The following is a 22,611-nucleotide window of genomic DNA, read 5'->3' as shown; positions in this document are numbered from 1 at the left end:
CCGGCGTCGCCCGTGTACACTCCCCGGCGACTCTCGATCCCAAGGAGCCCCAATGGACTTCGCGCTCGACCTGATTGCCAACGTCTCCCGCTGGTGCCGCGGCCACCTGTCCGACATCGCCCTGGCGATCATGGCCACCGTGCTGGTGCTGTTCGGCCCGGCGATCAACGCCTGGGTACAGCAGCGCATCGGCAGCCTGAACTTCGTCTTCCGCACCCTGCTGTTCGTGCTGATCTGTGCCGTGGGCTACGGCCTGGCGATGGTCTTCGTCACCCCCTGGCTGGCCAAGGGCCTGGGTTACTTCAACAACTACACCCTGGCGCCCGTCCTGCTGCTAGTGTTCTTCGTGATTGGCATGATCGCCGACCGCAGTTGAGCTGCGTTCCTCCGGCGGTTGGCCAGCCACCCGCCGGAGGACACATGAAGCCGATCAAGCATCTCTACCTGCACTTCTCCGATGGCCAGCGCCTGGCGCTGCGCTTCCCGCAACAGAGCGACGACCCCGCCGAAGTCGCCCGCGGCATCCGCAAGCAGATGGAATCGCCAGTCATCAGCATCGAGGTGGACGGCGACCTGCTGATCATCCCCCGCACCAGCATCAAGTACCTGCAGATCAGCCCGGCGCCGATGCGCATGCCGGAGACTACGGTGCTAGGGGCAGAACTGATCGAGTGATGTCCCATTGCGCTTCGTAGGAGCAACTGTCTTCTTCTGGAAGTACTGCGCCAGGCATTGCCCTCTCTCCAGCCCTCTCCCTGAAGGGAGAGGAAGCCGTCCGTGCCGGCTGACGCATCGGTTTCAGCCGGTTGCGATCCAGTCCCCTCTCCTGCTTGCGGGAGAGGGTTAGGGAGAGGGGCTCTTGATCTTGCAGGAACGGGCCAGCTCGCCCCACCCGTATCTCGAAGAGGCACAAAGGCCGCCAATCGGCGGCCTCTGCCGGACTCAGTTACCTTCGCGGCGCAACGCCTGCGGGGTGAAGTCGCGCGGACCCAGCGGGACCTTGAAGTCGTACATCGGCTCGTTGTTGTCCAGGCCGTCGACGAAGTAGCGCTTGCCCTCGAAGTCGTACAGCGCTTCCAGGGTGCTGAGCACCATGGGCACGTCGTAGTAGTTGATCGGGTGCACTTCCTGGGCGCGGATCAGCTTGCCGTCGGCGTTGTAGATGTCCGAGGCAAGGATCTGCCAGCTGTCTTCATCCAGGTAGAAGCGGCGCTTGGCGAACGGATGGCCCATGCCCTTGCGCAGGGTCGCCTCGACCACCCAGACGCGGTGCGGCTCGTAGCGCAGCAGTTCGGGATTGAGGGTCTTGGTCTTGAGGATGTCCGCGTAGGGAATACCCTTCTGGTGCACGGCATAGCTGTTGTACGGCACCAGCATCTCGCGCTTGCCCAGCAGTTGCCACTCGTAGTGGTCCGGCGCGCCGTTGTAGACGTCCACGGTGTCGGCGGTGGCCAGGCCGTTGGTGTCCGGCTGCAGCGTGTCGTAGGCCAGGCTCGGCAGGCGGCGCACCCGACGCTCACCGCTGTTGAAGCGCCAGGCCTTGCGGATCGACAGCACCTGGTCGATGGTCTCCTGCACCACCAGCGCGGAGCCGGCGAGCTTGGCCGGGGCGACGATGTTGTACTTGTAGTAGAACAGCGTGTTGTTCAGGTCCTGCGGGGTCATGCCCTCGCGGCCGTAGTTGAAGTACACGAAGCGGTCGAGCTTGAGCAGGTTGTAGCTGCCGCTGGCGAGCACGGCGGCCTGATTGGTCACCATGTGAATCTGCTCGCCACGGTAGCGCATAGTGTGGTTCCAGATGGCTTCCAGACCGTTCTTCGGCATCGGGAACGGCACGCCGGCGGCGGCGCCCTGCACGCCGTTACCATCGGCGATCAGCTCGGCATTCTCGGCGTTGAAACGGGTGGCGTCATAGATGCGCTGGGGCAGGGATGCGCTGCGGCGGCTGGGGAAGACGCGCAGGTAGTAGTCCGGGTTTTCCTGCAGCAGCGCCTGGGTGCCGGGAGTGAGCAGCGCCTGGTATTGCGCCAGGTTCTTGCTGTCGATCTTGTACTGCACGGCATCGGCGGCGTATGGATCGAGGTGGTGGGTGCCGGGCTGGTAGCCCGCCGGGACGCTGGTGATACCGCCGGTCCACGCGGGGATGGTGCCACTGGCGTTGCCGGCCATTTCCGCCCCCATCGGCGTCAGGTCGCGGCCCAGTCGAGCGGCCTCGGCGGCATCGACCTTCGCCTGCGCCGGCAGGGTCCATACGCCCGCCATCAGCAGTACAGCAAGTTTCTTCAACACAGCAGACTCCTTTGCGACGGACTCCTGTCCATCACTCTTATTTTCGTCCGCGGCGGATGCCGCTTTTTATTCAGGAGGTGAGGGTGGCCTTGGCGGCCTGCCGGGTGGTCCCGGTCTGTAGGATGTTCCTGCGTGAAAAAGGCCCGCATGGCAGGCCTTTTTCCGGTGAATCAGTCGACGCGTTCGAACTTCAGGTCCCAGACGCCATGCCCGAGCCGCTCCCCGCGACGTTCGAACTTGGTGACGGGGCGCTCTTCCGGGCGCGGCACATAGGTATTGTCCGCCGAAAGGTTGCGATAGCCGGGTGCGGCATTCATAACTTCCAGCATGTGCTCGGCATATTGCTCCCAGTCGGTGGCCATGTGCAGCACGCCGCCGACCTTCAGTTTCTGCCGCACCAGCTCGGCCCAGGCCGGCTGCACGATGCGACGTTTGTGGTGGCGTGACTTGTGCCAGGGGTCCGGGAAGAACAGCAGCAGGCGGTCGAGGCTGGCATCGGCGACGCAGTCGCGCAGCACCTCGATGGCGTCGCAGCTGTAGACACGGATGTTGGTGAGGTTCTGGGTCAGCATGCCGTTGAGCAGTGCGCCGACGCCCGGACGGTGCACTTCCACACCGATGAAGTCCTGTTCCGGCGCAGCGGCGGCCATCTCCAGGGTGGCGTGGCCCATGCCGAAGCCGATTTCGAAGGTACGCGGCGCCTGGCGCCCGAATACCTGGTCGAAGTCCCGCGCGCCGTCGGCCAGTTCCAGGCCGTACTTCGGCCAGCCCTGATCGAGGCCGCGCTGCTGGCCTTCGGTCATGCGCCCGGCGCGCATCACGAAACTCTTGATGGCGCGCATCGGCCGGTTGTCGGCGTCGGGCTGGTTCTCAGGCTGATTCTCGGGAATGTCACTCATGACTCGGACCTTGCGGGTAAATGCACACGCGGGCCGGCTGCCTTCGGCAAACCGGCCCGCGCGTCAGGATGGAAATACTTAGTTGATCAGACCGGTCATCGGCGACGACGCGCTGGCGTACAGCTTGCGCGGCATGCGACCAGCCAGGTAAGCCAGGCGGCCGGCGACGATGGCGTGCTTCATGGCCTCGGCCATCATCACCGGGTTCTGCGCGTGGGCGATGGCGGTATTCATCAGCACGGCCTCGCAGCCCAGCTCCATGGCGATGGTGGCGTCGGAGGCGGTGCCCACGCCAGCGTCCACCAGCACCGGAACGGTGGCTTCTTCGAGGATGATGCGCAGGTTGTACGGGTTGCAGATGCCCAGGCCCGAGCCGATCAGGCCAGCCAGCGGCATCACCGCGATGCAGCCGATCTCGGCCAGCTGGCGCGCGATGATCGGGTCGTCACTGGTGTACACCATGACGTCGAAGCCATCCTTGACCAGCACTTCGGCGGCCTTGAGGGTTTCGACGACGTTGGGGAAAAGGGTCTTCTGGTCGGCCAGGACTTCCAGCTTGACCAGGTTGTGGCCATCCAGCAGCTCGCGGGCCAGGCGGCAGGTGCGTACTGCCTCGACGGCGTCGTAGCAGCCAGCGGTATTCGGCAGGATGGTGTAGCGATCCGGCGGGATCACATCCAGCAGGTTCGGCTCGCCCGGGTTCTGGCCGATGTTGGTGCGGCGCACGGCAACAGTGACGATCTCGGCGCCCGAGGCCTCGATGGCGACGCGAGTCTCCTCGAGGTCCTTGTACTTGCCGGTGCCGACCAGCAGCCGCGAATTGTAGGTACGGCCAGCCAGGGTGAAGGGCTTGTCGACCGGCAGGTTGGAGTTGGGTTGGCTCATCGGATCACTCCTGAAAGGAAGGCGGGCGGGGCCTGAAAGTCTGGGAGGCGGCTGCTAGCCGCCGCCGATGGCATGCACCACTTCCACCTGGTCGCCTTCGCTCAAGGCGGTGGCGGCGTGCTGGCTGCGCGGCACGATGTCCTGGTTGAGCTCGACCGCGACACGCTTGCCGGTGAGGTCGAGACGCTCGAGCAGATTGGCGACGCTGTGGCCGTCGGGCAGCTCGAAGGGTTCGCCGTTCAACTGAATACGCATGGGCGGGACGGTCGTTGTTGGAGGGGGTCGCATTCTAGCCCGATCGCGCCGGATGACCAAGTTACCGGAGCGTCGCACTCGGGCTTTTCTGACGTCCGGGTCAACCCAGGCGGAAGGCCGCCACCAGCAGCAGCGCCCAGCCGATCAGGAAGAACAGACCGCCGATCGGGGTGATGATGCCCACGCCCAGGCCAGCCAGGGTCAGCAGGTAGAGGCTGCCGGAGAACAGCAGGATGCCGACAGTGAAGGCCCAGCCGGCCAGGCTGACCAGGGTGCCGCCGATATGCGCCGAGAGCAGCGCCACGCCGAATAGCGCCAGGGCGTGCAGCATCTGGTAGTGCACGCCAGTCTGGAACACCGCCAGGTACTCGGGTGTGAGCTTGTTCTTCAGGCCATGGGCGGCAAAGGCGCCGAGGGCGACCCCGGTGAAACCGAAGAAGGCGGCGAGCATCAGGAAAGTGCGCAGCATCGGGAAACTCCAGACAGGTGAGTGCCGCTATAATGGCCCGCTCATCCGCCCAGTCAAAGCCTCGCATGCGCAACGTCCTCCGCCGCCTGTTCAAGATCGCGCTCTGGTTCGTCGCCATCAGCGTGGCGCTGGTCGTCATCCTGCGCTGGGTGCCGCCGCCGGGCACCATGGTCATGGTCGAGCGCAAGGTCGAGTCCTGGTTCAACGGCAAGCCCATCGACCTGCAGCGCAGCTGGCGCTCCTGGGACGAACTGCCGGACAGCCTCAAGCTCGCAGTGATCGCCAGCGAGGACCAGAAGTTCGCCGAACACCACGGCTTCGATGTGCCGGCGATCCAGAAGGCCCTGGCGCACAACGAGCAGGGCGGCAAGGTTCGCGGCGGCAGCACCATCAGCCAGCAGGTGGCGAAGAACGTCTTCCTCTGGACCGGGCGCAGTTGGGTGCGCAAGGGCTTCGAGGCTTGGTTCACCCTGCTGATCGAGACCTTCTGGTCCAAGCAGCGGATTCTCGAGGTGTACCTCAACAGCGTGGAATGGGATGCCGGCGTGTTCGGTGCCCAGGCGGCCGCCCAGCACCACTTCGGCGTCGATGCCAAGCGCCTGTCGCAGCAGCAGGCCAGCCTGCTGGCCGCCGTGCTGCCCAACCCGCGCAAGTGGAGTGCCGGCAAGCCCGGCCCTTACGTGCGCCAGCGCGCCTCGTGGATCCGCCAGCAAATGTGGCAGTTGGGCAGCGAGTATTTGCAGCGGCTGTAGAGACCTCCTGGCGGTGTTGGAAGCATCACCGCCAAGCACCCTCTCCCCAGCCCTCTCCCTGAAGGGAGAGGGAGCTGCCCTCTGCAATGTCCTGCCCCGCACTTATCCTGCAGCACCAGGAAGGCTCAATACTCGAAATCAGCGCCGAACGATCCCCTCTCCCTTCAGGGAGAGGGTTAGGGAGAGGGGCGTTTTGCTCCGCCCCCGACCAATAGAATACGAACAAGCGCTAGGGCGCCTCGCCAGCCTTGAACGTACTGCGCGGCACCACCCGCACCCATTGCAGCGTGCCGTCGCGATGCAGCACGGTCATGCCCTTCTCCGGGTAGACCCAGGCCTCACCGCCATCCACCTGCAGGCGCAGGCGCGGGTCGCCCAGGCTCACCGCCAGACGCCCGACCGCCAGGTCTTCCTGCGGCGCAAGTGCCAGCTCCGAGACCGGCTTGTTGCCCAATTGGCCCATCAGCTCGGCGCTCAGCGGCTGGTCCTTGCTGCTCGGCTGCATGCCGGTGGCCTTGGCCAGGCTGGCATGCTCGGCCTCGCTCAGGGCCAACTCCGCCTCGACGTGCCAGGGCCCCTCTTCCGACACCAGCCTGCCGCGGTAATGCAGTTGCGGACCGTCCTGGCTGGCGGTCAGCCACAGCTCGCCGGGTTGCTGGTCCTGCAGGTCATTCAGCGTGAGCCTGTCGTCGGCCAGCGGCTCGAAGACCTTTTCCTTCCAGTCGCTGAACCATTGCGGTGGCTTGGGCGGTGCCGAAGTGCGGGCGACCCAGGAGCCGAGCCCGAAGGCCAGCAGGGCGATGACCAGGAAGAACATCCCGTGGACGGGACGCAGGCGCGGCATGGGGCTCTCCAGACACAGACAAACGGACAGAAAAAAACCGCACCAGGGTGCGGTTCGCGACTCGCAGGGCGCGTCGAAGCCGGTCAGGCTTCGATGCGACCCTTGAGCTTGTTCATCGCGTTCTTTTCCAGCTGACGGATCCGCTCGGCGGACACGTTGTACTTGGCCGCCAGGTCGTGCAGCGTCGCCTTCTCCTCGGCCAGCCAACGCTGGTAGAGGATGTCGCGGCTGCGCTCGTCCAGGCCTTCCAACGCCTCGTGCAGGCTGGCAGTGGAGCTGTCGCTCCAGTCCGCTTCCTCCAGCTGGCGCGCCGGGTCGTAGCGATGGTCTTCAAGATAATGCGCCGGGGACTGGTAGGCGCTCTCGTCGTCGGCATCCGCGGCCGGGTCGAAGGCCATGTCCTGTCCGGTGAGACGGCTCTCCATCTCGCGGACTTCGCGGGCCTCGACGCCGAGGGTCTCCGCGACGCGGTGCACTTCGTCATTGCTCAGCCAGGCCAGTTTCTTCTTCTGGCTGCGCAGGTTGAAGAACAGCTTGCGCTGCGCCTTGGTGGTCGCGACTTTCACGATCCGCCAGTTGCGCAGGATGAACTCATGGATCTCGGCCTTGATCCAGTGGACGGCGAACGACACCAGGCGCACACCCATTTCCGGGTTGAAACGCTTTACGGCCTTCATCAAGCCGACGTTGCCTTCCTGGATCAGATCGCCTTGTGACAGGCCATACCCGGAATAACTCCGGGCGATGTGCACGACGAAGCGCAGGTGCGCCAGAACCATTTGCCGTGCCGCTTCCAGATCTTGCTGGTAGAAGAGGCGTTCGGCCAGTTCGCGCTCCTGCTCCGGCGTCAACAGCGGAATGCTGTTCACCGAGTGCACGTAGGCTTCCAGGTTCGCACCGGGAGCCAGGGCATAGACAGGTTGCAGGGAAGTGGTCATGCGAATCCTCCGATTCACGAAACTCGCGCAGTGTAGCACTGCGAAATCTGACTGCAAGCGGGTGTAAAAGTTCCTTTACACCCACCCAACCCCTAGGAAAATCAGGGGGTTTCAGCGCGGCGCCAGCTCACGCAGGTGACGCGCCACGGCCAGCCAGGCGCCGATCCAGCCCAGCAGCACAGCGCCTACCGTGAGCGACAGGCCGTCGTCGACCGGTACGCCCGCCAGGCCGAAATCACTGCCGTACAGCCCGGCCAGGTTGACCACCGAGCTGTTCAGCCAATCCAGGCCGAAGGCCAGCAGGGCCCAGGACAGGATGCCCGCGCCCAGGCCGTAGAGCGCGCCCATATAGAGGAAGGGGCGACGCACGTAACCATCCGTCCCGCCGACCAGCTTGATGACTTCGATTTCGTTACGGCGGTTTTCGATGTGCAGGCGAATGGTGTTGCCGATCACCAGCAGGAGCGTCAGCACCAGCAGGAGGGTCAGGCCGAAGACGAAGCGGTCGCCCAGCTTGAGGATCGCCGACAGCCGCTCGACCCAGACCAGGTCCAGCTGCGCCTGTTGTACACCCGGCAGCTCCGACAGCCTTTGACGCAAGGCATCCAGCTGGGCCTTGTCGATCTGCTTGGGTGTCACCGAGATCACCGCCGGCAGCGGGTTATCCGGCAATTCCTTCAATGCTTCACCAAGTCCGGACTGCTCCTGCAGCTCTTTCAGCGCATCGTCGCGGCTGATCAGCTGCGCCTCGATCACATCGGGCATTTTCTCGATCTGTTCGCGCAGGTCCTGGCCCTGGGCCTCGCTGGCCTTCAGATCGAGGAACAGGGAAATCTGCGCGGCGCGCTGCCAGGAGCCACCGAGGCGCTCGACGTTGTTCAACAACAGCGACAGCCCCATGGGCAGGCTCAGGGTGATGCCCATCACCAGACAGGTGAAGAAGCTGCCGAAGGGGTGGCTGACCAGGCGGTGCAGGCTGTCCATCAGGCTGGCGCGGTGGTTCTCCACGTAAGCCGAGAGGGAGGCGCTGTGGTCCTGGTGTTCGTTGTCGTCCGGGCGCTCCCGCGTGTTACGCGTCGGGGTACCCTCTTCCTGGCCGCGGGGCAGGTCATTGGCACTCATCAGGCGTTCTCCTCGCGGTCGGCGATGATGCGGCCGCGCTGCAGGGTGATCATCCGGTGGCGCATGCGCGCGATCAGCGCCAGGTCGTGGCTGGCGATCAGTACGGTGGTGCCCAGGCGGTTGATGTCTTCGAATACGGACATGATTTCCGAGGCCAGGCGCGGGTCGAGGTTGCCGGTCGGTTCGTCGGCGAGCAGCAGTGCCGGACGGTGTACCACCGCACGGGCGATGCCGACGCGCTGCTGCTGGCCGGTGGAGAGGTCGGAGGGCCGGTCTTCGGCCTTCTCCTTGAGGTTCACCCGGTCCAGCGCGGCTTCCACGCGGTAGGCGATATCCGCCTTGGGCAGGCCGAGGATCTGCATCGGCAGGGCAACGTTCTCGAATACGCTGCGATCATCGAGCAACTGGTGATTCTGGAACACCACGCCGATCTGCCGGCGCAGGAAAGGAATCTGCGCGGTGGAGATGCGCGAGACGTCCTGACCGCCCAGCAACAATTTGCCGGAGGTCGGCCGCTCCATCGCCAGGATCAGGCGCAGCAGGGTGCTCTTGCCCGCGCCGGAGTGGCCGGTGACGAACATGATCTCGCCGCGCGGCACGCGGAACGAGATCTCGTGCAGGCCGACATGGCCGTTGGGGTAGCGCTTACCAACCTGCTCGAAACGGATCATGCGATTTCCCGGGTCTCGAAGAGTGCACGGACGAAGGCATCGGCCTCGAAGGTTCGAAGATCGTCGATCCCTTCGCCGACACCGATGTAGCGGATCGGCAGCCCGAACTGCTTGGCCAGGGCGAAGATCACCCCGCCCTTGGCAGTGCCGTCCAGTTTGGTCAGGGCCAGGCCGGTGAGTTCCACAGCATTGTTGAACTGCTTGGCCTGGTTGATGGCGTTCTGCCCGGTGCCGGCATCCAGCACCAGCAGGACTTCGTGGGGAGCCGTCTCGTCCAGCTTGCCGATCACGCGGCGCACCTTCTTCAGCTCTTCCATCAGGTTGTCCTTGGTGTGCAGGCGACCGGCGGTGTCGGCGATCAGCACATCCACGCCACGGGCCTTGGCGGCCTGCACGGCGTCGAAGATCACCGAGGCGGAGTCCGCGCCGGTGTGCTGGGCGATCACGGCGATGTTGTTGCGCTCGCCCCAGACCTGCAGCTGCTCGACCGCGGCGGCGCGGAAGGTGTCGCCGGCGGCCAGCATGACTTTCTTGCCATCGAGCTGCAGCTTCTTCGCCAGCTTGCCGATGGTGGTGGTCTTGCCGACGCCGTTCACGCCGACCACGAGGATCACGTAGGGCTGCTTGTCGCGGGTGATGGTCAGCGGTTGCTCGACGGGGCGCAGCAGGCTGGCGAGTTCTTCCTGCAGGGCCTTGTACAGCGCTTCGCTGTCGGCCAGTTCCTTGCGCGCCACACGCTTGGTCAGGTTCTGCACGATGGTGGTGGTCGCCTCGACGCCGACGTCGGCGGTCAGCAGGCGAGTCTCGATCTCGTCCAGCAGGTCGTCGTCGATGGCCTTCTTGCCCAGGAACAGGCTGGCCATGCCTTCGCCGAGACTGGCGCTGGTCTTCGACAGGCCCTGCTTGAGGCGCGCGAAGAAGCCGAGCTTGGCCGGTTCGCTGGCGGCAGGCCTGGCCTGCGGCTCGGGTTCCGTTGCGGGCGGCGCGGCAGGCTCGGGCTCAGGCTGGGCGACCACGACAGGCGCTTCGGCAGCCGGTTCGAGCTGCACAGGCGCGGCAACGGGGGCCTGCGCGACCGCCGGGACGACCGGCTGCGGTGCCTCGGCAATGACCGGCTGCGCAACGGGTTGCGGCTCAGGTTGTGCGGCGGGTTGCGGCTCAGGTTGAGGAACCGGCTGCGCCAACGGCTCGACCGGCACGCTGGCCGGCACCACATCGACTATCGGTTCGGGCGTGGGCTCGGCAGTCGGCTCGGCGCGCGGCGCCACCGGCCCGGCCTGGGCGGCGGGAGCCTGCTCGGAGACCGGAGCCGGTTCGGCGGCGGCAGGCTGTTCATCCTGCGGCTCGGTTTCGGCTACGGGTTGCTCCTCGGCCTGGGGCTTCTTGCGCCACCAGCCGAACAGACCCTTCTTCTCCCCCGCTGGCGGGGCCTTCTTGTCGTCGTTGGAACCAAACATGTAGGGATCGAATCTCTAGGGGACGCCACGGAAACAGGCGGCAAAAAAGCCTCGAAACAGCTTTGCGAAGCCCTGAACGTGGCCGCCCGGAAAACGGATGGGTATCCTAGCATCTCCTCGCCCGCCGGGGTTAAGAGGCTGGCCGCCAGCCTGCATAGACCCCGCGGACAGCCCGAAAGGTTCAGTCCACGATGAAAACCCTTGCACGCCGCCATGCCGGCCTGCTGCTCGGCTCCCTGTTGCTGCCGCTGATGGCGAGCGCCGCGGAACCACAGCCCACCCACGAATACACCCTGGACAACGGCCTGAAGGTCGTCGTCCGCGAGGACCACCGCGCCCCCGTGGTGGTCTCCCAGCTCTGGTACAAGGTGGGCTCCAGCTACGAGACACCCGGCCTCACCGGGCTCTCCCACGCCCTGGAGCACATGATGTTCAAGGGCAGCCGCAAGCTCGGTCCCGGCCAGGCGTCGCTGGTGCTGCGCGACCTCGGCGCGGAAGAGAACGCCTTCACCACCGACGACTACACCGCCTACTACCAGGTGCTGGCCCGCGACCGCCTGCCGGTGGCTCTGGAGCTGGAAGCCGACCGCATGGCGCACCTCGCCCTGCCAGCCGACCAGTTCAAGAGCGAAATCGAGGTGATCAAGGAAGAGCGCCGCCTGCGCACCGACGACAAGCCCAGCGCGCTGGCCTTCGAGCGCTTCAAGGCCGCCGCCTACCCCGCCAGCGGCTACCGCACGCCGACCATCGGTTGGATGGCCGACCTGCAGCGCATGACCATCGATGACCTGCGCCACTGGTACCAGGCCTGGTATGCGCCCAACAACGCCACCCTGGTAGTAGTCGGCGACGTGACTGGCGAGGAGGTGAAGGCGCTGGCGCAGAAGTACTTCGGCGAGATTCCCAGACGCGACCTGCCCGCCGCGCGCAAGCCGCTGGAACTGGCCGAGCCGGGTGAGCGCCGCCTGAAGCTGCATGTGCGCACCCAGCTGCCCAGCCTGATCATGGGCTTCAACGTGCCGACGCTGGGCAGCAGCAACGACGCCAGGTCGATCAACGCCCTGCGCCTGGTCTCGGCGATCCTCGACGGTGGCTACAGCGCGCGCCTGTCCGCTCGCCTGGAACGCGGCGAGGAAATCGTCGCCGGGGCCTCGGCCTCCTACGATGCGTTCTCCCGCGGCGACGGCCTGTTCTTCCTCTCGGCCACGCCCAACGTGCAGACCGGCAAGACCCTCGACCAGGTCGAGGCCGCCCTGTGGAAGCAACTGGAGGACCTCAAGCAGAACCCACCGAGCCAGGACGAGCTGGAGCGCGTGCGCGCCCAGGTCATCGCCGGGCTGGTCTACGAGCGAGATTCCATCGCCGGACAGGCCAGCACCATTGGCGAGCTGGAAAGCGTCGGCCTCGGCTGGCGCCTGGCGGACAAGGACCTGGAAGCCATCCAGGCGGTCACCGCCGAGGATATCCAGCAAGCCGCCCGCACCTATTTCACCCGCTCCCGCCTGACCCTCGCCCAGGTCCTGCCGGAAGTCGCCACCGACAAGGAGCCCAGCCATGAGTGAACGCAATGGCCTGCGCTACGGTCTGGTCGGGCTGATCGTCATCGCGCTGATCGCCGGACTGGTGTTGTTCGTTTCCCGTCCTGCCGCCGAGACAGCGGCAGCTGCGCCCGCACTTGCGCAACCGGCCGCCGCCGGGGCCGCCGCACCCACCGGCCTGCAATCGCTGGCCGAGGCAGCCGGCAAGACGCCCAGCCACCGCAAGCTGAACATCCAGCAATGGCAGACTGCCGAAGGTGCCCGCGTGCTCTTCGTCGAAGCCCATGAGTTGCCGATGTTCGACCTGCGCCTGACTTTCGCCGCCGGCAGCAGCCAGGACGGCGACAGCTACGGCCTGGCCATGCTGACCAACGCCATGCTCAACGAAGGCGTGCCCGGCAAGGACACCAGCGCCATCGCCGCCGGCTTCGACGACCTGGGTGCCAACTTCAGCAACGGCTCCTACCGCGACATGGCCGTAGCCGGCCTGCGCAGCCTGAGCGAGCCGAGCAAGCGCGAGACCGCGCTGGCGCTGTTCGACCAGGTGATCGGCCAGCCGACCTTCCCCGAGGACGCCCTGGCGCGTATCAAGAACCAGGTCATGGCCGGCTTCGAGTACCAGAAGCAGAACCCCGGCAAGCTGGCGGGCCTGGAGCTGTTCAAGCGGCTCTATGGCGACCATCCCTATGCCCACTCCAGCGACGGCAACGAGCAGTCCGTGCCCAGGATCAGCGTCGCCCAGCTGCGCGCCTTCCACCAGAAGGCCTACGCCGCCGGCAACGTGGTCATCGCACTGGTCGGCGACCTGACCCGCGAGCAGGCCGAAGCCATCGCCGGCAGCGTCTCCAAGTCCCTGCCCAAGGGCCCTGCTTTGCCCGCGCCGGGCGAACCGCAGACGCCCAAGGCCGGCGTCACCCACATCGAGTTCCCCTCCAAGCAGACCCAACTGATGCTGGCGCAACTGGGCATCACCCGTAACGACCCGGACTACGCCGCGCTCTACCTGGGCAACCAGATCCTCGGCGGCGGCGGCTTCGGCACCCGCCTGATGGACCAGGTGCGCGAGAAGCGCGGCCTGACCTACGGCGTCTACTCCGGCTTTACCGGCATGCAGTCGCGCGGGCCGTTCACCATCGGCCTGCAGACCCGCGCCGAAATGAGCGAAGGCACCCTCAAGCTGGTCCAGGACATCGTTCGCGACTACCTCGACAAGGGCCCGACGCAGAAGGAACTGGACGACGCCAAGCGCGAGCTCGCCGGCAGCTTCCCGCTGTCCACCGCGAGCAACGCCGACATCGTCGGCCAGCTGGGCGCCATCGGTTTCTACAACCTGCCGCTGGATTACCTGGAAACCTTCCTCAGCCAGGTCCAGGGCCTGAGCGCGGAACAGGTGAAGCAGGCCATGCGCCGCCACCTCGACCCGGACGCCTTCGTCATCGTCACCGCCGGCCCCACCGTGCCGCAGCAACCGCTGCCGCCGCCCACCGACAAACCCGCCGCGCAACCCGCCGGCGTACCGGAGCACTGATGAGCAAACGACCCGGCGGCGCCCCGCGCGCCGCACAGAAGCCCCACGGCGGCCAGGGCCAGCTGCGCATCATCGGCGGCGAATGGCGCAGCCGGCGCTTTGCCTTCCCCGATGGCCCGGGCCTGCGCCCGACGCCGGACCGGGTGCGCGAGACCCTGTTCAACTGGCTTGCCGCCTACGTCCCCGGCGCCCGCGTGCTAGACCCCTTCGCCGGCAGCGGCGCGCTGTTCCTCGAGGCATTGTCCCGTGGCGCCAGCGCCGGTCTTGCGCTGGACACCAACGGCGAAGCCGTGGCCGCCCTGCGCGGCACCCTCGATACGCTCAAGTGCGGCAACGGCCAGTTGTTGATGACCGACTCGCTGCGCTATCTCGACACTCCGGCCTCCCAGGCCTTCGACCTGGTCTTCCTCGACCCGCCCTTCCACCAGGACCTGCTGCAGAACACCTGCCGCCTGCTGGAAGAACGCGGCTGGCTGGCCAAGGACGCGTGGATCTACACCGAAAGCGAAACCGTGCCCTCCAGCCTCGGCCTGCCGGGCAACTGGCGGCTGCACCGGGAGAAAACGGCGGGCTCGGTGCATTACGCATTGTGGCAGCGGGGAAGCTGACGGATGTCGGACGCCCTGCGCGAACAACTGCTGGCGCTGGACGAACACTGTTTCGAACAGCCTGCCAGCGACTGGGCCGGCGACATCGCCCTGCCGGCAGAACTGGCACGCTTCTACCGCGAAGTCGGTCCGTGCGACTGCACCCTGGACACCGCTGGCAATCCGTTCTTCATTCCCTCGCTGGCGAAGCTGTGGAAGCAGCAGGCCGGCTATCGCTGGCACGGCCTGACCGGCGAGCGGCTGGCGGGATGGAGTGATGACTGGATAGTGGTGGCAGACCAGGGTGCCGATCCCTTCATCCTCGAATGCTCCACCGGCCGTATCCTCTTCGACCAGCACGGCGGCCCCTGGGACCCCGCGCCGATGTTCGATGATCTCTGGCAGATGACCGCCTGCCTCGCCACCTTCGCCCGGGTGTGGCGTGGGGCTGGCGAAGACATCTTCGCCGAGGACTACAGCGTCAACCCGCTCTACCGCCGCGGACTGATCGGCGAACTGACGCTGTTGCTCGGCGACGCCCGCCGCGCGGAAGACCTGGCCGACGAGTTCGGCTGGTAGCGAGCCTTACTGGCTCGCGGGTTGTGCCGCGTCTACTGCCTCTGCTGCCTCGGCCGCACCGGCTTCCACGGCTTCGGGCTCGGACGATGCACTTTCCACCGCGCGATTGGCATGACGACGATCCGCCGCCCCCGAGCAATCGGCGGTGCCGGACAGCTCGCCATCCAGCGCGGCGTGGGTCCAATTCTCCAGTCGGGTGTACCAGGCCGTTTCCCCGGCACTCTTCAGCCAGGCGATGGCTTCCGCGTCCTGTTGCTGCGCGGCCTTTTCCAGCCACAGACGCGCCTGCAACTTGTTCATGCCCGCACCGGAGCCGTTCCAGTAGGCCTCGCCGACCTTGAACTGGGCACGGGCATTGCCCTGGCTCGCCGCCTTGCAGAACCACTGAAAGGCCTTTTCGCGGCTGGCGGAGTAGCGCTCCAGCAGGGCGGCTTCTTCGTCGCTGGCGGCGTCGTACACTCCCTGCGAATCGTCCAGGTAGAACCATCCCAGGTTGGTTTCGGCGTCTTCGCTGCCGGCTTCGGCCGCGCGTTCGAACCAGGTGCCTGCCTTCACCCGGTCCTTGTCGACGCCTTCGCCGCTCCAGTAGAGGACGCCCATCTCGTTCTGCGCGCCGACGTCGCCCTGCTCCGCGGCCTTGCGGAACCACCGAGCCGCCGCGGCCTTGTCCTCGGGGCCGCCGTCACCGTCGCGATAGAGCATGGCCAGCTGGATCTGTGCACGAGCCATCCCCGCTTCGGCCGCCTTGCCCCACCATTTGCGCGCGCTCGCGTAGTTCTGCTGCTGGTAGAAGTACACGCCGAAATCGAACAGGGCCTGCGGTGCGCCCGTCTCGGCGGCCTGCTGAAGGCGGGTGAATTCGGCGAACAGTTGCTCGCCCTGCTCGGTGCCGGAGGGCGCCTCACTGAAGTCGGACGAAGCACCCTCGGCGCAGGCCAATGTGGGCAGTGCAAGAGAAAGTGCGGACAGGAAAAACCAGCGGCTGAACATTCGTGACAATCCTCATGTCGGTTGAAGCGGTCGGCCATCCCGGCGCGACCTGTTACAGCAGTTGGAGATATCAGATCGACTTGCCGACATCCACGGTGCTGGTGCGCACCAGCTCCACGTCGTCGACCACCATTTTCCATTGGTTGCCGTCCTGGTAGGGCGGTTTGGAGACCTTGAAGTGCGTGTCGAACGGGCCGAAGCCCACGGTGAAGCCGTCGGCTTCGTAGCGCTTGATCGGCGCCTCGATGGACTTCGACGTACTGCCCGACACCCGCTTATAGGCGACACGACCGTCCGCTGTGACCAGCAGGCTCATCTGCGGCGCGGTCCATAGCCCAACATAGGACTTGTGCTCCTGCGGCACCGGTTCGCCGCACGCGGCGAGCCAGAGCAGCAGGCCCAACGCCGCGATTTTCTTCCACATTCCATCCCCTCCTTTGCGTGGGTTTTCCTGACAGCGGATGCATGGGCATCCATCGTACGGCCGACTTGGCGTTACTATCACAACTCGTCAGCCCCATTCGATCCGTGATGACTATACCCTCCCCATTCAAACCCGCCTGGTGGCTACCCGGCCCGCACCTGCAGACACTGTATGGCTCGCTCGCACGCAAGGCACCCAGCCTCGAGCGCACCCGCGAACGCCTGTGGCTGGAAGATGGCGACTTCATCGACCTCGACTGGCACGGCCCGCATGAAGCGGACGCACCACTGGTGCTGGCGCTGCACGGGCTGACCGGCTCGTCCTCCTCGCACTACATCCTGGGCCTTCAGCAACAGCTGGCGGCGCAGGGCTGGGCCAGCGTGGCGTTGAACTGGCGCGGCTGCTCGGGCGAATCGAACCTGCTGCCGCGCGGTTATCACTCGGGCGTCAGCGAGGACCTCGCCTCGGTCGTCGCCCACGTCCGCGCCAAGCGGCCGATGGCCCCGCTGCATGCGGTGGGTTACTCGCTGGGTGGCAACGTGCTGCTCAAGTACCTGGGCGAATCCTCGCAGAGCTGCCCGTTGAAGGGCGCGGTGGCAGTGTCGGTGCCCTTCCGCCTGGACCAGTGCGCCGATCGCATCGGCATTGGTTTCTCCCGGGTTTACCAGGCGCATTTCATGCGCGAGCTTACTGCCTATGTGCAGACCAAGCGCCAAGCGTTCGCCGCCGGCGGCCACGCGGAAAACCTTGCCGCGCTGGAACGCCTCGGGCCGCTGGACGGCATGCGCACCTTCTGGGACTTCGACGACCGGGTGACCGCGCCGCTGCACGGTTTCGCCGATGTGCACGATTACTACCGGCGCGCCTCCAGCCGCTATTACCTGGGCGGCATCCGCGTGCCGACGCTGATCATCCAGTCCAGCGACGATCCGTTCATCCACGCCCACAGCGTGCCGCAGCTGGACGAGCTGTCCGCTTCGACGCAGATGGAGCTGTTGCCCCATGGTGGCCATGTCGGCTTCATCGGCGGCTCGCCCGGCCGCCCGGATTACTACCTGGAGCGCCGCATCCCGCAGTGGCTGCGCGAGCGGCGGGAGTCCTGACTGCGCTGGGTCAGCCGGCGGGCGCGGGAATGAGGCAGACTGGAGCTGCACCGGAAGCAAACGCCAGGAAGGAGCGCCGCCATGCACGACACGCCGCTGACGATTCTGCACAACCCACCCCTGAGCGATACCCATTGCGCGGGCATTGCCGCGCTGTATCGCGCCGTAGGCTGGGGCTCGCCCGGTACCCGGGCTGAACTGCGCGATCTCTACGAATTTTCCAGCTACTTCCTGCTGGCCGTGGACGGCGAGCAGGTGCTCGGCCTGCTGCGCGCGGAAAGCGAGACGGCGCAGACCACATGGCTGGCCGAAATTGCCGTGCTGCCGGGCTTCCAGTCACGCGGGATCGGCCTGGCGCTGATGGCACGCTTTCTCGCCGATCACCCGAACCGTACGCTCTATACCGATGCCACCGAGGGCGTGGAGGACTTCTTCCTGCGCCATGGCATCGCCCTGCGCCGGCCGCGGGTACCGGGGCCGCGCCAGGTGGATGCTTAACCTCGCCGGGCAGAGCAGTCGGCGGACAACGCTGGCGCGTTACGCGCCCTGCGTAATGGCATGGCGGATACCGTTGACGGTCCGCCTGAAGGTCAACCTTCCAGCGGCACGTACAACCGGTCGAATACCGCCGCCACCGCCTCGCGAAAGGCCGGGGCGATGTGCCCGCTCTCCAGCGCCAGCACCTGGTAGATGCCGCGCCGCATCAGCGCTTCGCTGAGGTCGCCGGCCACTTCGCGGGTGGTGCACAGGTAACGCACCCAGGAAGTGAGGATGATCCAGGCGTTGAGGGTCAGGGCTTCGAGCTGGGGCTCGTCCATCTGCAGGATGCCGGCGTCGACGAAGCCCCGGTAGATCGCCTTGGCGTTGTCCATCGCGCGACGGGCGAAGGCACGGTAGGCCGCGGCCAGCTCCGCATCCGAATCCAGCAGGTGTTCCAGGTCGCGGTGCAGGAAGCGGTAGTGCCACATCGCGGCGAGCAGGGCTTCGAGGTAGAAGGTCTTGTCCTCCACCGTCAGCGTACGGCCCTCGGGCAGATGCAGGAACTGGTCGACGTGGCTTTCATACTCGGCGAACAGCTGGGCGATGATCACCTGCTTGTTGCGGTAGTGGTAGTACAGGTTGCCCGGCGAGATGCCCAGGTGTGCGGCGATGTGGTTGGTGGTGACGCTGCGTTCCCCCTGGGCGTTGAACAGCTCCAGGCTGGCCTGGGCGATACGGTCACGGGTGTTGATGCGTGGTGCCATTGCCAAAACTCATCGAAGCGGATTGCGCGGACGCAAAGGTACACCGATTGCTACCGCCTGACACAACTGTCGGGCTCGCCCAACTTTTCGTTGGCTGGGCCCGGCGGCGCGGACACGGCATGCTGATTGACACTCTAGAGCATTTGCTCTAAAAAACCAGCGACAGCATAAAAACGCGAAGCATCCGGGCTCCTTGCGTGAATCACCGGAGAGCTTCCTCATCCGCTTCCGCCCAGGAGCCCGTCATGGTTGCCGATATCGCCTACCTGCAGCAGACCCAGCAGCAGATCAGTCAGCTGGAAACCCTTCTCGAACGCCAGCGCCAGGCGTATCGCGCCAATCCGATGCCCGATGCCGACCAGCGCATCCAGTGGCTGAAGAGCCTCGCCAACCTGCTGGTCACCGAGCAGAAGGCAATCATCGACGCGATCAACGCCGACTTCAGCAACCGCTCCGCCGACGAGACCCTGCTGGCAGAAGTACTGCCCAGCCTGCACGGCGTGCACTACGCCACCAAGCGGGTGAAGAAGTGGATGAAGCCGTCCCGGCGCAGCGTCGGCATGCAGTTCATGCCGGCCTCGGCCAAGGTCATCTACCAGCCGCTGGGCGTGGTCGGCGTGATCGTGCCGTGGAACTACCCGCTGTTCCTCGCCATCGGCCCGCTGACCGGTGCGCTGGCTGCCGGCAACCGGGTGATGATCAAGATGAGCGAATCCACCCCGGAAACCGCCCGCGTGCTGAAAGAGCTGCTGGGCAAGGTGTTCCCTGAGGACCTGGTCGCCGTGGTGCAGGGCGAAGTGGATGTCGGCGTGGCCTTCTCCAAGCTGCCCTTCGATCACCTGCTGTTCACCGGCGCGACCAGCGTCGGCAAGCACGTGATGCGCGCCGCCGCCGAGAATCTCACCCCGGTTACCCTGGAGCTGGGCGGCAAGTCGCCGGCCATCATCTCCGCCAGCGTACCGATGAAGGACGCCGCCGAGCGCATCGCCTTCGGCAAGTCGCTCAATGCCGGCCAGACCTGCGTCGCGCCGGACTATGTGCTGGTGCCGCAGAACCGTGTCGACGAGTTCGTCGAGAGCTATCGCCAGGTGGTCCAGGGCTTCTTCCCGAAACTGGAGAACAATCCCGACTACACCGCGATCATCAACGAGCGCCAGCTCGCGCGCCTGAACAGCTACCTCGCCGACGCCCAGGCGCGCGGTGCCACCGTCGTGCCGCTGTTCCCGCAGGCCCAGGGCCGCCGCCTGCCGCAGGCACTGGTGCTGAACGTGAGCGACGAGATGAAGATCATGCAGGAGGAGATCTTCGGCCCGCTGCTGCCGGTAATCCCCTACCAGAGCCTCGACCAGGCGCTCAGCTACATCAACGAGCGCGACCGCCCGCTGGCGCTGTACTACTTCGGCTACGACAAGCGCGAGCAGGACCATGTACTGGCGCAGACCCATTCGGGCGGTGTGTGCCTGAACGACACCCTGCTGCACGTGGCCCAGGACGACATGCCCTTCGGTGGCGTAGGCCCGTCCGGCATGGGCCACTACCACGGCCACGAGGGCTTCCTGACCTTCTCCAAGGCCAAGGGCGTATTCAGCAAGCCGCGCTTCAACGCCGCGCGGGTGATCTACCCGCCCTACGGCAAGTCGCTGCAGAAACTCGTCTACAAGCTGTTCATCCGCTGACCGCCCCCTCAATAACAGGTGACAGAACAAGAATGACAGACACCACCCTCACCGCGCCGGGCCTCTCCCGGCGCGGCGTGCTCAAGATCGGCCTGCTGGGCGGGGCCTTCCTCGCCACCGCGGGCGTCACCGCCAGCCTGAGCGGCTGTTCGGCCAGTACTCCGGCCAACGGTTTCGCCGTGCTGCGCGACTCCGACATGCCCTTCCTGCGCGCACTGATCCCGGTAATGCTGGCCGGCGCCGTGCCCACCGAGCGCATGGCCGACGCCGTCAAGGGCACCCTCTCAAGCCTGGACAACAGCCTCGACCATCTCTCCCCGGAGATGCTCAAGCTCACCGTGCAGCTGTTCGACGTGCTCGCGCTGCCGATCACCCGCGGTCCGCTCACCGGCGTCTGGGGCAGCTGGGATAACGCCAACGCCGAAGACGTGAAGCACTTCCTCGACCGCTGGCAGAACAGTTCCCTCTCGCTGCTGAAGATGGGCCACAGCTCGCTGCTGCAACTGGTGCTGATGGCCTGGTACGGCCGCACGGAATCCTGGGGCCACTGCGGCTACCCCGGCCCGCCGAAAATCTGATTTCGCCAGAACAACAAGAACTCGCCGAAAGAGATATCCCGATGCCTGTACCCGATCTGTTCGCCGAGGGCCTGGCCCGCGGCTGGAAAGTCCACAACGGCTCGCGCCTGGACAAGGACCTGACCCTGGAGGCCGACGTGGTCATCGTCGGCACCGGCGCCGGTGGCGGCACCACTGCCGAAGCCCTGAGCGCCGCCGGCTACAAGGTACTGCTGGTGGAAGAAGGCCCGCTCAAGACCAGCACCGACTTCAAGATGCAGGAGTCCGACGCCTACCCCAGCCTTTACCAGGAAGGCATCGGCCGCATGAGCAAGGATGGCGCCATCACCATCCTCCAGGGCCGTGCCGTGGGCGGCACCACCCTGGTCAACTGGACCTCCAGCTTCCGCACCCCCGAGCCGACCCTGGAACACTGGGCCAAGGAACACGGCGTGAAGGGCCACAGCGTCGCCGAGATGGCACCCTGGTTCGAGAAGATGGAGCAACGCCTGGGCGTCGCGCCCTGGATCATGCCGCCCAACGCCAACAACGACGTGATCCGCAACGGCTGCGAGAAGCTCGGCCTGCACTGGAAGGTCATTCCACGCAATGTTCGCGGCTGCTGGAACCTCGGTTACTGCGGCATGGGCTGCCCGACCAACGCCAAGCAGTCGATGCTGGTGACCACCCTCCCGGCGACCCTGGAAAAGGGCGGCGAGCTGCTGTACCTCGCTCGCGCCGACCGCCTGCTGCATGACGGCAGCAAGGTCAGCGGCCTGGAATGCTCGGCCATGGATGAGCGCTGCGTCGCTCCCACCGGCCGCAAGATCACCATCAAGGCCCGCCATTACGTGCTCTCCGGCGGCGGCATCAACACCCCGGCGATCCTCCTGCGCTCCAAGGCCCCGGACCCGAACGGCCGCGTCGGCCAGCGCACCTTCCTGCACGTGGTGAACTTCAGCGCCGCGCTGTTCGACGAGGTGATCAACCCCTTCTACGGCGCACCGCAGTCGATCTATTCCGACCACTTCCAGTGGGACGACGGCGCCACCGGGCGCATGTCCTACAAGCTCGAAGTTCCGCCGCTGCAGCCGGCGCTCAGCGCCACCCTGCTCGGCCGCTTCGGCGAGGACAACGCGCTGCGCATGGAGCAGCTGCCGCACACCAACGTGATCCTGGCGCTGATGCGTGACGGCTTCCATCCCGACAGCGCGTCGGGTTCGGTCAGCCTGCGCGGCGACGACACCCCGGTGCTCGACTACCAGATGACCGACTACACCTGGGACGGCATCCGCCGCGCCTTCCACACCATGGCCGACATCCAGTTCGCCGCCGGCGCCAAGGCTGTGCTGCCGCTGCATGCCGATGCCGGCTACGTAAAAAGCGCCAAGGAGGCACACGAACTCATCGATGGCCTGAGCCTGGAGCTTTATCGCACCCGCCTGGGCAGTGCCCACGTGATGGGCGGCTGCGCCATGGGCGAAGACGCGAAGCAGTCGGTGTGCGACAGCCTCGGCCGCCACCACCAGCTGGAGAACCTGTCGATTCACGACGGCTCGCTGTTCCCCACCAGCATCGGCGCCAACCCGCAGCTCTCGGTCTACGGCCTCACCGCGCAACTGGCTGATGCCCTGGCCAGGCGCCTGGGCAAGACCTGAGCCCCCGTAGGGCGCATAGCACGCCAACGTTCAACGCCGCAGGTTGGCCGGCGGATAACCCGTTCCGGGTTATCCGCCCTACAAAACTGAAGCGATTCCCCGTCCATCCGCACGAGATGGCTCTTTGTAGGAGCGAGCTTGCTCGC

25 protein-coding genes are annotated in these 22,611 nt (G+C 66.0%); 12 read left to right on the top strand and 13 right to left on the bottom strand.

The window, feature by feature from the left end; genetic code table 11:
- The first annotated feature begins 52 nt into the window (after positions 1 to 52).
- Together C167_RS0120150 and C167_RS0120145 are read left to right on the top strand one after the other, a co-directional pair.
- Positions 53 to 376, top strand: a complete 324-nt coding sequence (locus C167_RS0120150) for a DUF3392 domain-containing protein (protein WP_017520106.1) — start codon at positions 53 to 55, stop codon at positions 374 to 376.
- A gap of 44 nt (positions 377 to 420) precedes the next feature.
- Complete coding sequence (locus C167_RS0120145) at positions 421 to 675, top strand: hypothetical protein (protein ID WP_017520105.1); 255 nt, start codon at positions 421 to 423, stop codon at positions 673 to 675.
- Between the two features lie 267 nt (positions 676 to 942).
- Here the strand turns inward: C167_RS0120145 and C167_RS0120140 are convergent, their stop codons facing one another.
- The 5 genes from C167_RS0120140 to C167_RS0120120 all read right to left on the bottom strand — a co-directional run bounded on the left by C167_RS0120140 (position 943) and on the right by C167_RS0120120 (position 4,797).
- The gene (locus C167_RS0120140) at positions 943 to 2,289 is read right to left on the bottom strand and encodes a DUF1329 domain-containing protein (protein ID WP_017520104.1); all 1,347 of its coding nucleotides are present in this window, start codon (positions 2,287 to 2,289) and stop codon (positions 943 to 945) included.
- A gap of 170 nt (positions 2,290 to 2,459) precedes the next feature.
- Positions 2,460 to 3,131: a tRNA (guanosine(46)-N7)-methyltransferase TrmB gene (gene trmB / locus C167_RS0120135; RefSeq protein WP_218939096.1), complete on the bottom strand. Its 672-nt coding sequence runs from the start codon at positions 3,129 to 3,131 to the stop codon at positions 2,460 to 2,462.
- 135 nt (positions 3,132 to 3,266) lie between these two features.
- Positions 3,267 to 4,073, bottom strand: a complete 807-nt coding sequence (locus tag C167_RS0120130) for a thiazole synthase (protein ID WP_017520102.1) — start codon at positions 4,071 to 4,073, stop codon at positions 3,267 to 3,269.
- Between the two features lie 54 nt (positions 4,074 to 4,127).
- The gene (gene thiS / locus C167_RS0120125) at positions 4,128 to 4,328 is read right to left on the bottom strand and encodes a sulfur carrier protein ThiS (protein ID WP_017520101.1); all 201 of its coding nucleotides are present in this window, start codon (positions 4,326 to 4,328) and stop codon (positions 4,128 to 4,130) included.
- Positions 4,329 to 4,428: 100 nt separating this feature from the next.
- Entirely contained in the window at positions 4,429 to 4,797 is a 369-nt protein-coding gene (locus C167_RS0120120; RefSeq protein WP_017520100.1) for a DUF423 domain-containing protein, read from the bottom strand.
- A 32-nt stretch (positions 4,798 to 4,829) separates the two neighbouring features.
- On the opposite strand from C167_RS0120120, the gene mtgA reads away from it, so the two are divergent.
- A complete protein-coding gene (gene mtgA, locus C167_RS0120115) occupies positions 4,830 to 5,549 on the top strand; it encodes a monofunctional biosynthetic peptidoglycan transglycosylase (RefSeq protein ID WP_026079160.1) in 720 nt (239 codons plus the stop codon).
- 229 nt (positions 5,550 to 5,778) lie between these two features.
- On the opposite strand, the gene C167_RS0120110 is transcribed toward mtgA, so the two are convergent.
- The 5 genes from C167_RS0120110 to ftsY form a co-directional block, all read right to left on the bottom strand.
- Complete coding sequence (locus tag C167_RS0120110) at positions 5,779 to 6,393, bottom strand: hypothetical protein (RefSeq protein WP_017520098.1); 615 nt, start codon at positions 6,391 to 6,393, stop codon at positions 5,779 to 5,781.
- Positions 6,394 to 6,476: 83 nt separating this feature from the next.
- The gene (gene rpoH, locus C167_RS0120105) at positions 6,477 to 7,331 is read right to left on the bottom strand and encodes an RNA polymerase sigma factor RpoH (protein ID WP_017520097.1); all 855 of its coding nucleotides are present in this window, start codon (positions 7,329 to 7,331) and stop codon (positions 6,477 to 6,479) included.
- Positions 7,332 to 7,442: 111 nt separating this feature from the next.
- Positions 7,443 to 8,453, bottom strand: a complete 1,011-nt coding sequence (gene ftsX / locus C167_RS0120100) for a permease-like cell division protein FtsX (protein ID WP_017520096.1) — start codon at positions 8,451 to 8,453, stop codon at positions 7,443 to 7,445.
- Entirely contained in the window at positions 8,453 to 9,124 is a 672-nt protein-coding gene (gene ftsE, locus C167_RS0120095) for a cell division ATP-binding protein FtsE (RefSeq protein WP_017520095.1), read from the bottom strand. Before ftsE ends, ftsX begins: the two co-directional genes overlap by 1 nt.
- Positions 9,121 to 10,581, bottom strand: a complete 1,461-nt coding sequence (gene ftsY, locus C167_RS0120090; protein WP_017520094.1) for a signal recognition particle-docking protein FtsY — start codon at positions 10,579 to 10,581, stop codon at positions 9,121 to 9,123. Before ftsY ends, ftsE begins: the two co-directional genes overlap by 4 nt.
- A 191-nt stretch (positions 10,582 to 10,772) precedes the next feature.
- Between ftsY and C167_RS0120085 the strand changes: the two genes are divergently transcribed.
- From C167_RS0120085 to C167_RS0120070, 4 genes are read left to right on the top strand one after another with little or no spacing between them, the layout of a single operon-like run.
- Entirely contained in the window at positions 10,773 to 12,143 is a 1,371-nt protein-coding gene (locus C167_RS0120085) for a M16 family metallopeptidase (RefSeq protein WP_017520093.1), read from the top strand.
- Positions 12,136 to 13,647 carry a M16 family metallopeptidase gene (locus C167_RS0120080; protein ID WP_017520092.1) on the top strand — a complete coding sequence of 504 codons (1,512 nt, stop codon included), beginning with the start codon at positions 12,136 to 12,138 and terminating at the stop codon, positions 13,645 to 13,647. The genes C167_RS0120085 and C167_RS0120080 overlap by 8 nt, the downstream gene beginning before the upstream one ends.
- On the top strand, positions 13,647 to 14,255 hold the full coding sequence (rsmD, locus tag C167_RS0120075) for a 16S rRNA (guanine(966)-N(2))-methyltransferase RsmD (protein WP_017520091.1): 609 nt from the start codon (positions 13,647 to 13,649) through the stop codon (positions 14,253 to 14,255). The genes C167_RS0120080 and rsmD overlap by 1 nt, the downstream gene beginning before the upstream one ends.
- Before the next feature lie 3 nt (positions 14,256 to 14,258).
- Positions 14,259 to 14,813 carry a hypothetical protein gene (locus C167_RS0120070; protein WP_017520090.1) on the top strand — a complete coding sequence of 185 codons (555 nt, stop codon included), beginning with the start codon at positions 14,259 to 14,261 and terminating at the stop codon, positions 14,811 to 14,813.
- Between the two features lie 6 nt (positions 14,814 to 14,819).
- On the opposite strand, the gene C167_RS0120065 is transcribed toward C167_RS0120070, so the two are convergent.
- Both C167_RS0120065 and C167_RS0120060 read right to left on the bottom strand, forming a co-directional pair.
- Positions 14,820 to 15,803 carry a tetratricopeptide repeat protein gene (locus C167_RS0120065; protein WP_017520089.1) on the bottom strand — a complete coding sequence of 328 codons (984 nt, stop codon included), beginning with the start codon at positions 15,801 to 15,803 and terminating at the stop codon, positions 14,820 to 14,822.
- A gap of 70 nt (positions 15,804 to 15,873) precedes the next feature.
- Positions 15,874 to 16,227, bottom strand: coding sequence for a hypothetical protein (locus C167_RS0120060; protein WP_017520088.1), 354 nt, complete (start codon positions 16,225 to 16,227; stop codon positions 15,874 to 15,876).
- Between the two features lie 107 nt (positions 16,228 to 16,334).
- Here C167_RS0120060 and C167_RS0120055 point away from each other — a divergent pair, with 107 nt between their 5' ends.
- Positions 16,335 to 17,330 carry a hydrolase gene (locus C167_RS0120055; RefSeq protein ID WP_017520087.1) on the top strand — a complete coding sequence of 332 codons (996 nt, stop codon included), beginning with the start codon at positions 16,335 to 16,337 and terminating at the stop codon, positions 17,328 to 17,330.
- Positions 17,331 to 17,411: 81 nt separating this feature from the next.
- Positions 17,412 to 17,828, top strand: coding sequence for a GNAT family N-acetyltransferase (locus C167_RS0120050; protein ID WP_017520086.1), 417 nt, complete (start codon positions 17,412 to 17,414; stop codon positions 17,826 to 17,828).
- A gap of 92 nt (positions 17,829 to 17,920) precedes the next feature.
- Here the strand turns inward: C167_RS0120050 and C167_RS0120045 are convergent, their stop codons facing one another.
- The gene (locus C167_RS0120045; RefSeq protein ID WP_017520085.1) at positions 17,921 to 18,574 is read right to left on the bottom strand and encodes a TetR/AcrR family transcriptional regulator; all 654 of its coding nucleotides are present in this window, start codon (positions 18,572 to 18,574) and stop codon (positions 17,921 to 17,923) included.
- Between the two features lie 245 nt (positions 18,575 to 18,819).
- Between C167_RS0120045 and C167_RS0120040 the strand changes: the two genes are divergently transcribed.
- From C167_RS0120040 to C167_RS0120030, 3 genes are read left to right on the top strand one after another with little or no spacing between them, the layout of a single operon-like run.
- Positions 18,820 to 20,250: a coniferyl aldehyde dehydrogenase gene (locus C167_RS0120040; RefSeq protein ID WP_017520084.1), complete on the top strand. Its 1,431-nt coding sequence runs from the start codon at positions 18,820 to 18,822 to the stop codon at positions 20,248 to 20,250.
- A 32-nt stretch (positions 20,251 to 20,282) separates the two neighbouring features.
- Positions 20,283 to 20,828, top strand: a complete 546-nt coding sequence (locus C167_RS0120035; protein ID WP_017520083.1) for a hypothetical protein — start codon at positions 20,283 to 20,285, stop codon at positions 20,826 to 20,828.
- Between the two features lie 41 nt (positions 20,829 to 20,869).
- The gene (locus tag C167_RS0120030; RefSeq protein ID WP_017520082.1) at positions 20,870 to 22,465 is read left to right on the top strand and encodes a GMC family oxidoreductase; all 1,596 of its coding nucleotides are present in this window, start codon (positions 20,870 to 20,872) and stop codon (positions 22,463 to 22,465) included.
- The last annotated feature ends 146 nt before the right edge of the window (positions 22,466 to 22,611 follow it).

The sequence above is a fragment of the Pseudomonas nitroreducens TX1 genome (assembly GCF_000313755.1).
Taxonomy (GTDB): Bacteria; Pseudomonadota; Gammaproteobacteria; order Pseudomonadales; family Pseudomonadaceae; genus Pseudomonas; species Pseudomonas nitroreducens_A.
This window is presented reverse-complemented; position numbering and strand designations above follow the sequence as displayed.

Coding starts and splice junctions, on each gene's coding strand:
- C167_RS0120130 (WP_017520102.1), bottom strand. CDS start 4,073: ATGAGCCAACCCAACTCCAACCTGCCGGTCGACAAGCCCTTCACCCTG.
- C167_RS0120080 (WP_017520092.1), top strand. CDS start 12,136: ATGAGTGAACGCAATGGCCTGCGCTACGGTCTGGTCGGGCTGATCGTC.
- C167_RS0120070 (WP_017520090.1), top strand. CDS start 14,259: ATGTCGGACGCCCTGCGCGAACAACTGCTGGCGCTGGACGAACACTGT.
- C167_RS0120145 (WP_017520105.1), top strand. CDS start 421: ATGAAGCCGATCAAGCATCTCTACCTGCACTTCTCCGATGGCCAGCGC.
- C167_RS0120045 (WP_017520085.1), bottom strand. CDS start 18,574: ATGGCACCACGCATCAACACCCGTGACCGTATCGCCCAGGCCAGCCTG.
- trmB (WP_218939096.1), bottom strand. CDS start 3,131: ATGCGCGCCATCAAGAGTTTCGTGATGCGCGCCGGGCGCATGACCGAA.
- C167_RS0120055 (WP_017520087.1), top strand. CDS start 16,335: ATGACTATACCCTCCCCATTCAAACCCGCCTGGTGGCTACCCGGCCCG.
- C167_RS0120150 (WP_017520106.1), top strand. CDS start 53: ATGGACTTCGCGCTCGACCTGATTGCCAACGTCTCCCGCTGGTGCCGC.
- C167_RS0120060 (WP_017520088.1), bottom strand. CDS start 16,227: ATGTGGAAGAAAATCGCGGCGTTGGGCCTGCTGCTCTGGCTCGCCGCG.
- C167_RS0120035 (WP_017520083.1), top strand. CDS start 20,283: ATGACAGACACCACCCTCACCGCGCCGGGCCTCTCCCGGCGCGGCGTG.
- C167_RS0120050 (WP_017520086.1), top strand. CDS start 17,412: ATGCACGACACGCCGCTGACGATTCTGCACAACCCACCCCTGAGCGAT.
- C167_RS0120030 (WP_017520082.1), top strand. CDS start 20,870: ATGCCTGTACCCGATCTGTTCGCCGAGGGCCTGGCCCGCGGCTGGAAA.
- rpoH (WP_017520097.1), bottom strand. CDS start 7,331: ATGACCACTTCCCTGCAACCTGTCTATGCCCTGGCTCCCGGTGCGAAC.
- ftsY (WP_017520094.1), bottom strand. CDS start 10,581: ATGTTTGGTTCCAACGACGACAAGAAGGCCCCGCCAGCGGGGGAGAAG.
- C167_RS0120120 (WP_017520100.1), bottom strand. CDS start 4,797: ATGCTGCGCACTTTCCTGATGCTCGCCGCCTTCTTCGGTTTCACCGGG.
- thiS (WP_017520101.1), bottom strand. CDS start 4,328: ATGCGTATTCAGTTGAACGGCGAACCCTTCGAGCTGCCCGACGGCCAC.
- ftsE (WP_017520095.1), bottom strand. CDS start 9,124: ATGATCCGTTTCGAGCAGGTTGGTAAGCGCTACCCCAACGGCCATGTC.
- C167_RS0120085 (WP_017520093.1), top strand. CDS start 10,773: ATGAAAACCCTTGCACGCCGCCATGCCGGCCTGCTGCTCGGCTCCCTG.
- mtgA (WP_026079160.1), top strand. CDS start 4,830: ATGGCCCGCTCATCCGCCCAGTCAAAGCCTCGCATGCGCAACGTCCTC.
- C167_RS0120065 (WP_017520089.1), bottom strand. CDS start 15,803: ATGTTCAGCCGCTGGTTTTTCCTGTCCGCACTTTCTCTTGCACTGCCC.
- ftsX (WP_017520096.1), bottom strand. CDS start 8,453: ATGAGTGCCAATGACCTGCCCCGCGGCCAGGAAGAGGGTACCCCGACG.
- C167_RS0120040 (WP_017520084.1), top strand. CDS start 18,820: ATGGTTGCCGATATCGCCTACCTGCAGCAGACCCAGCAGCAGATCAGT.
- C167_RS0120110 (WP_017520098.1), bottom strand. CDS start 6,393: ATGCCGCGCCTGCGTCCCGTCCACGGGATGTTCTTCCTGGTCATCGCC.
- rsmD (WP_017520091.1), top strand. CDS start 13,647: ATGAGCAAACGACCCGGCGGCGCCCCGCGCGCCGCACAGAAGCCCCAC.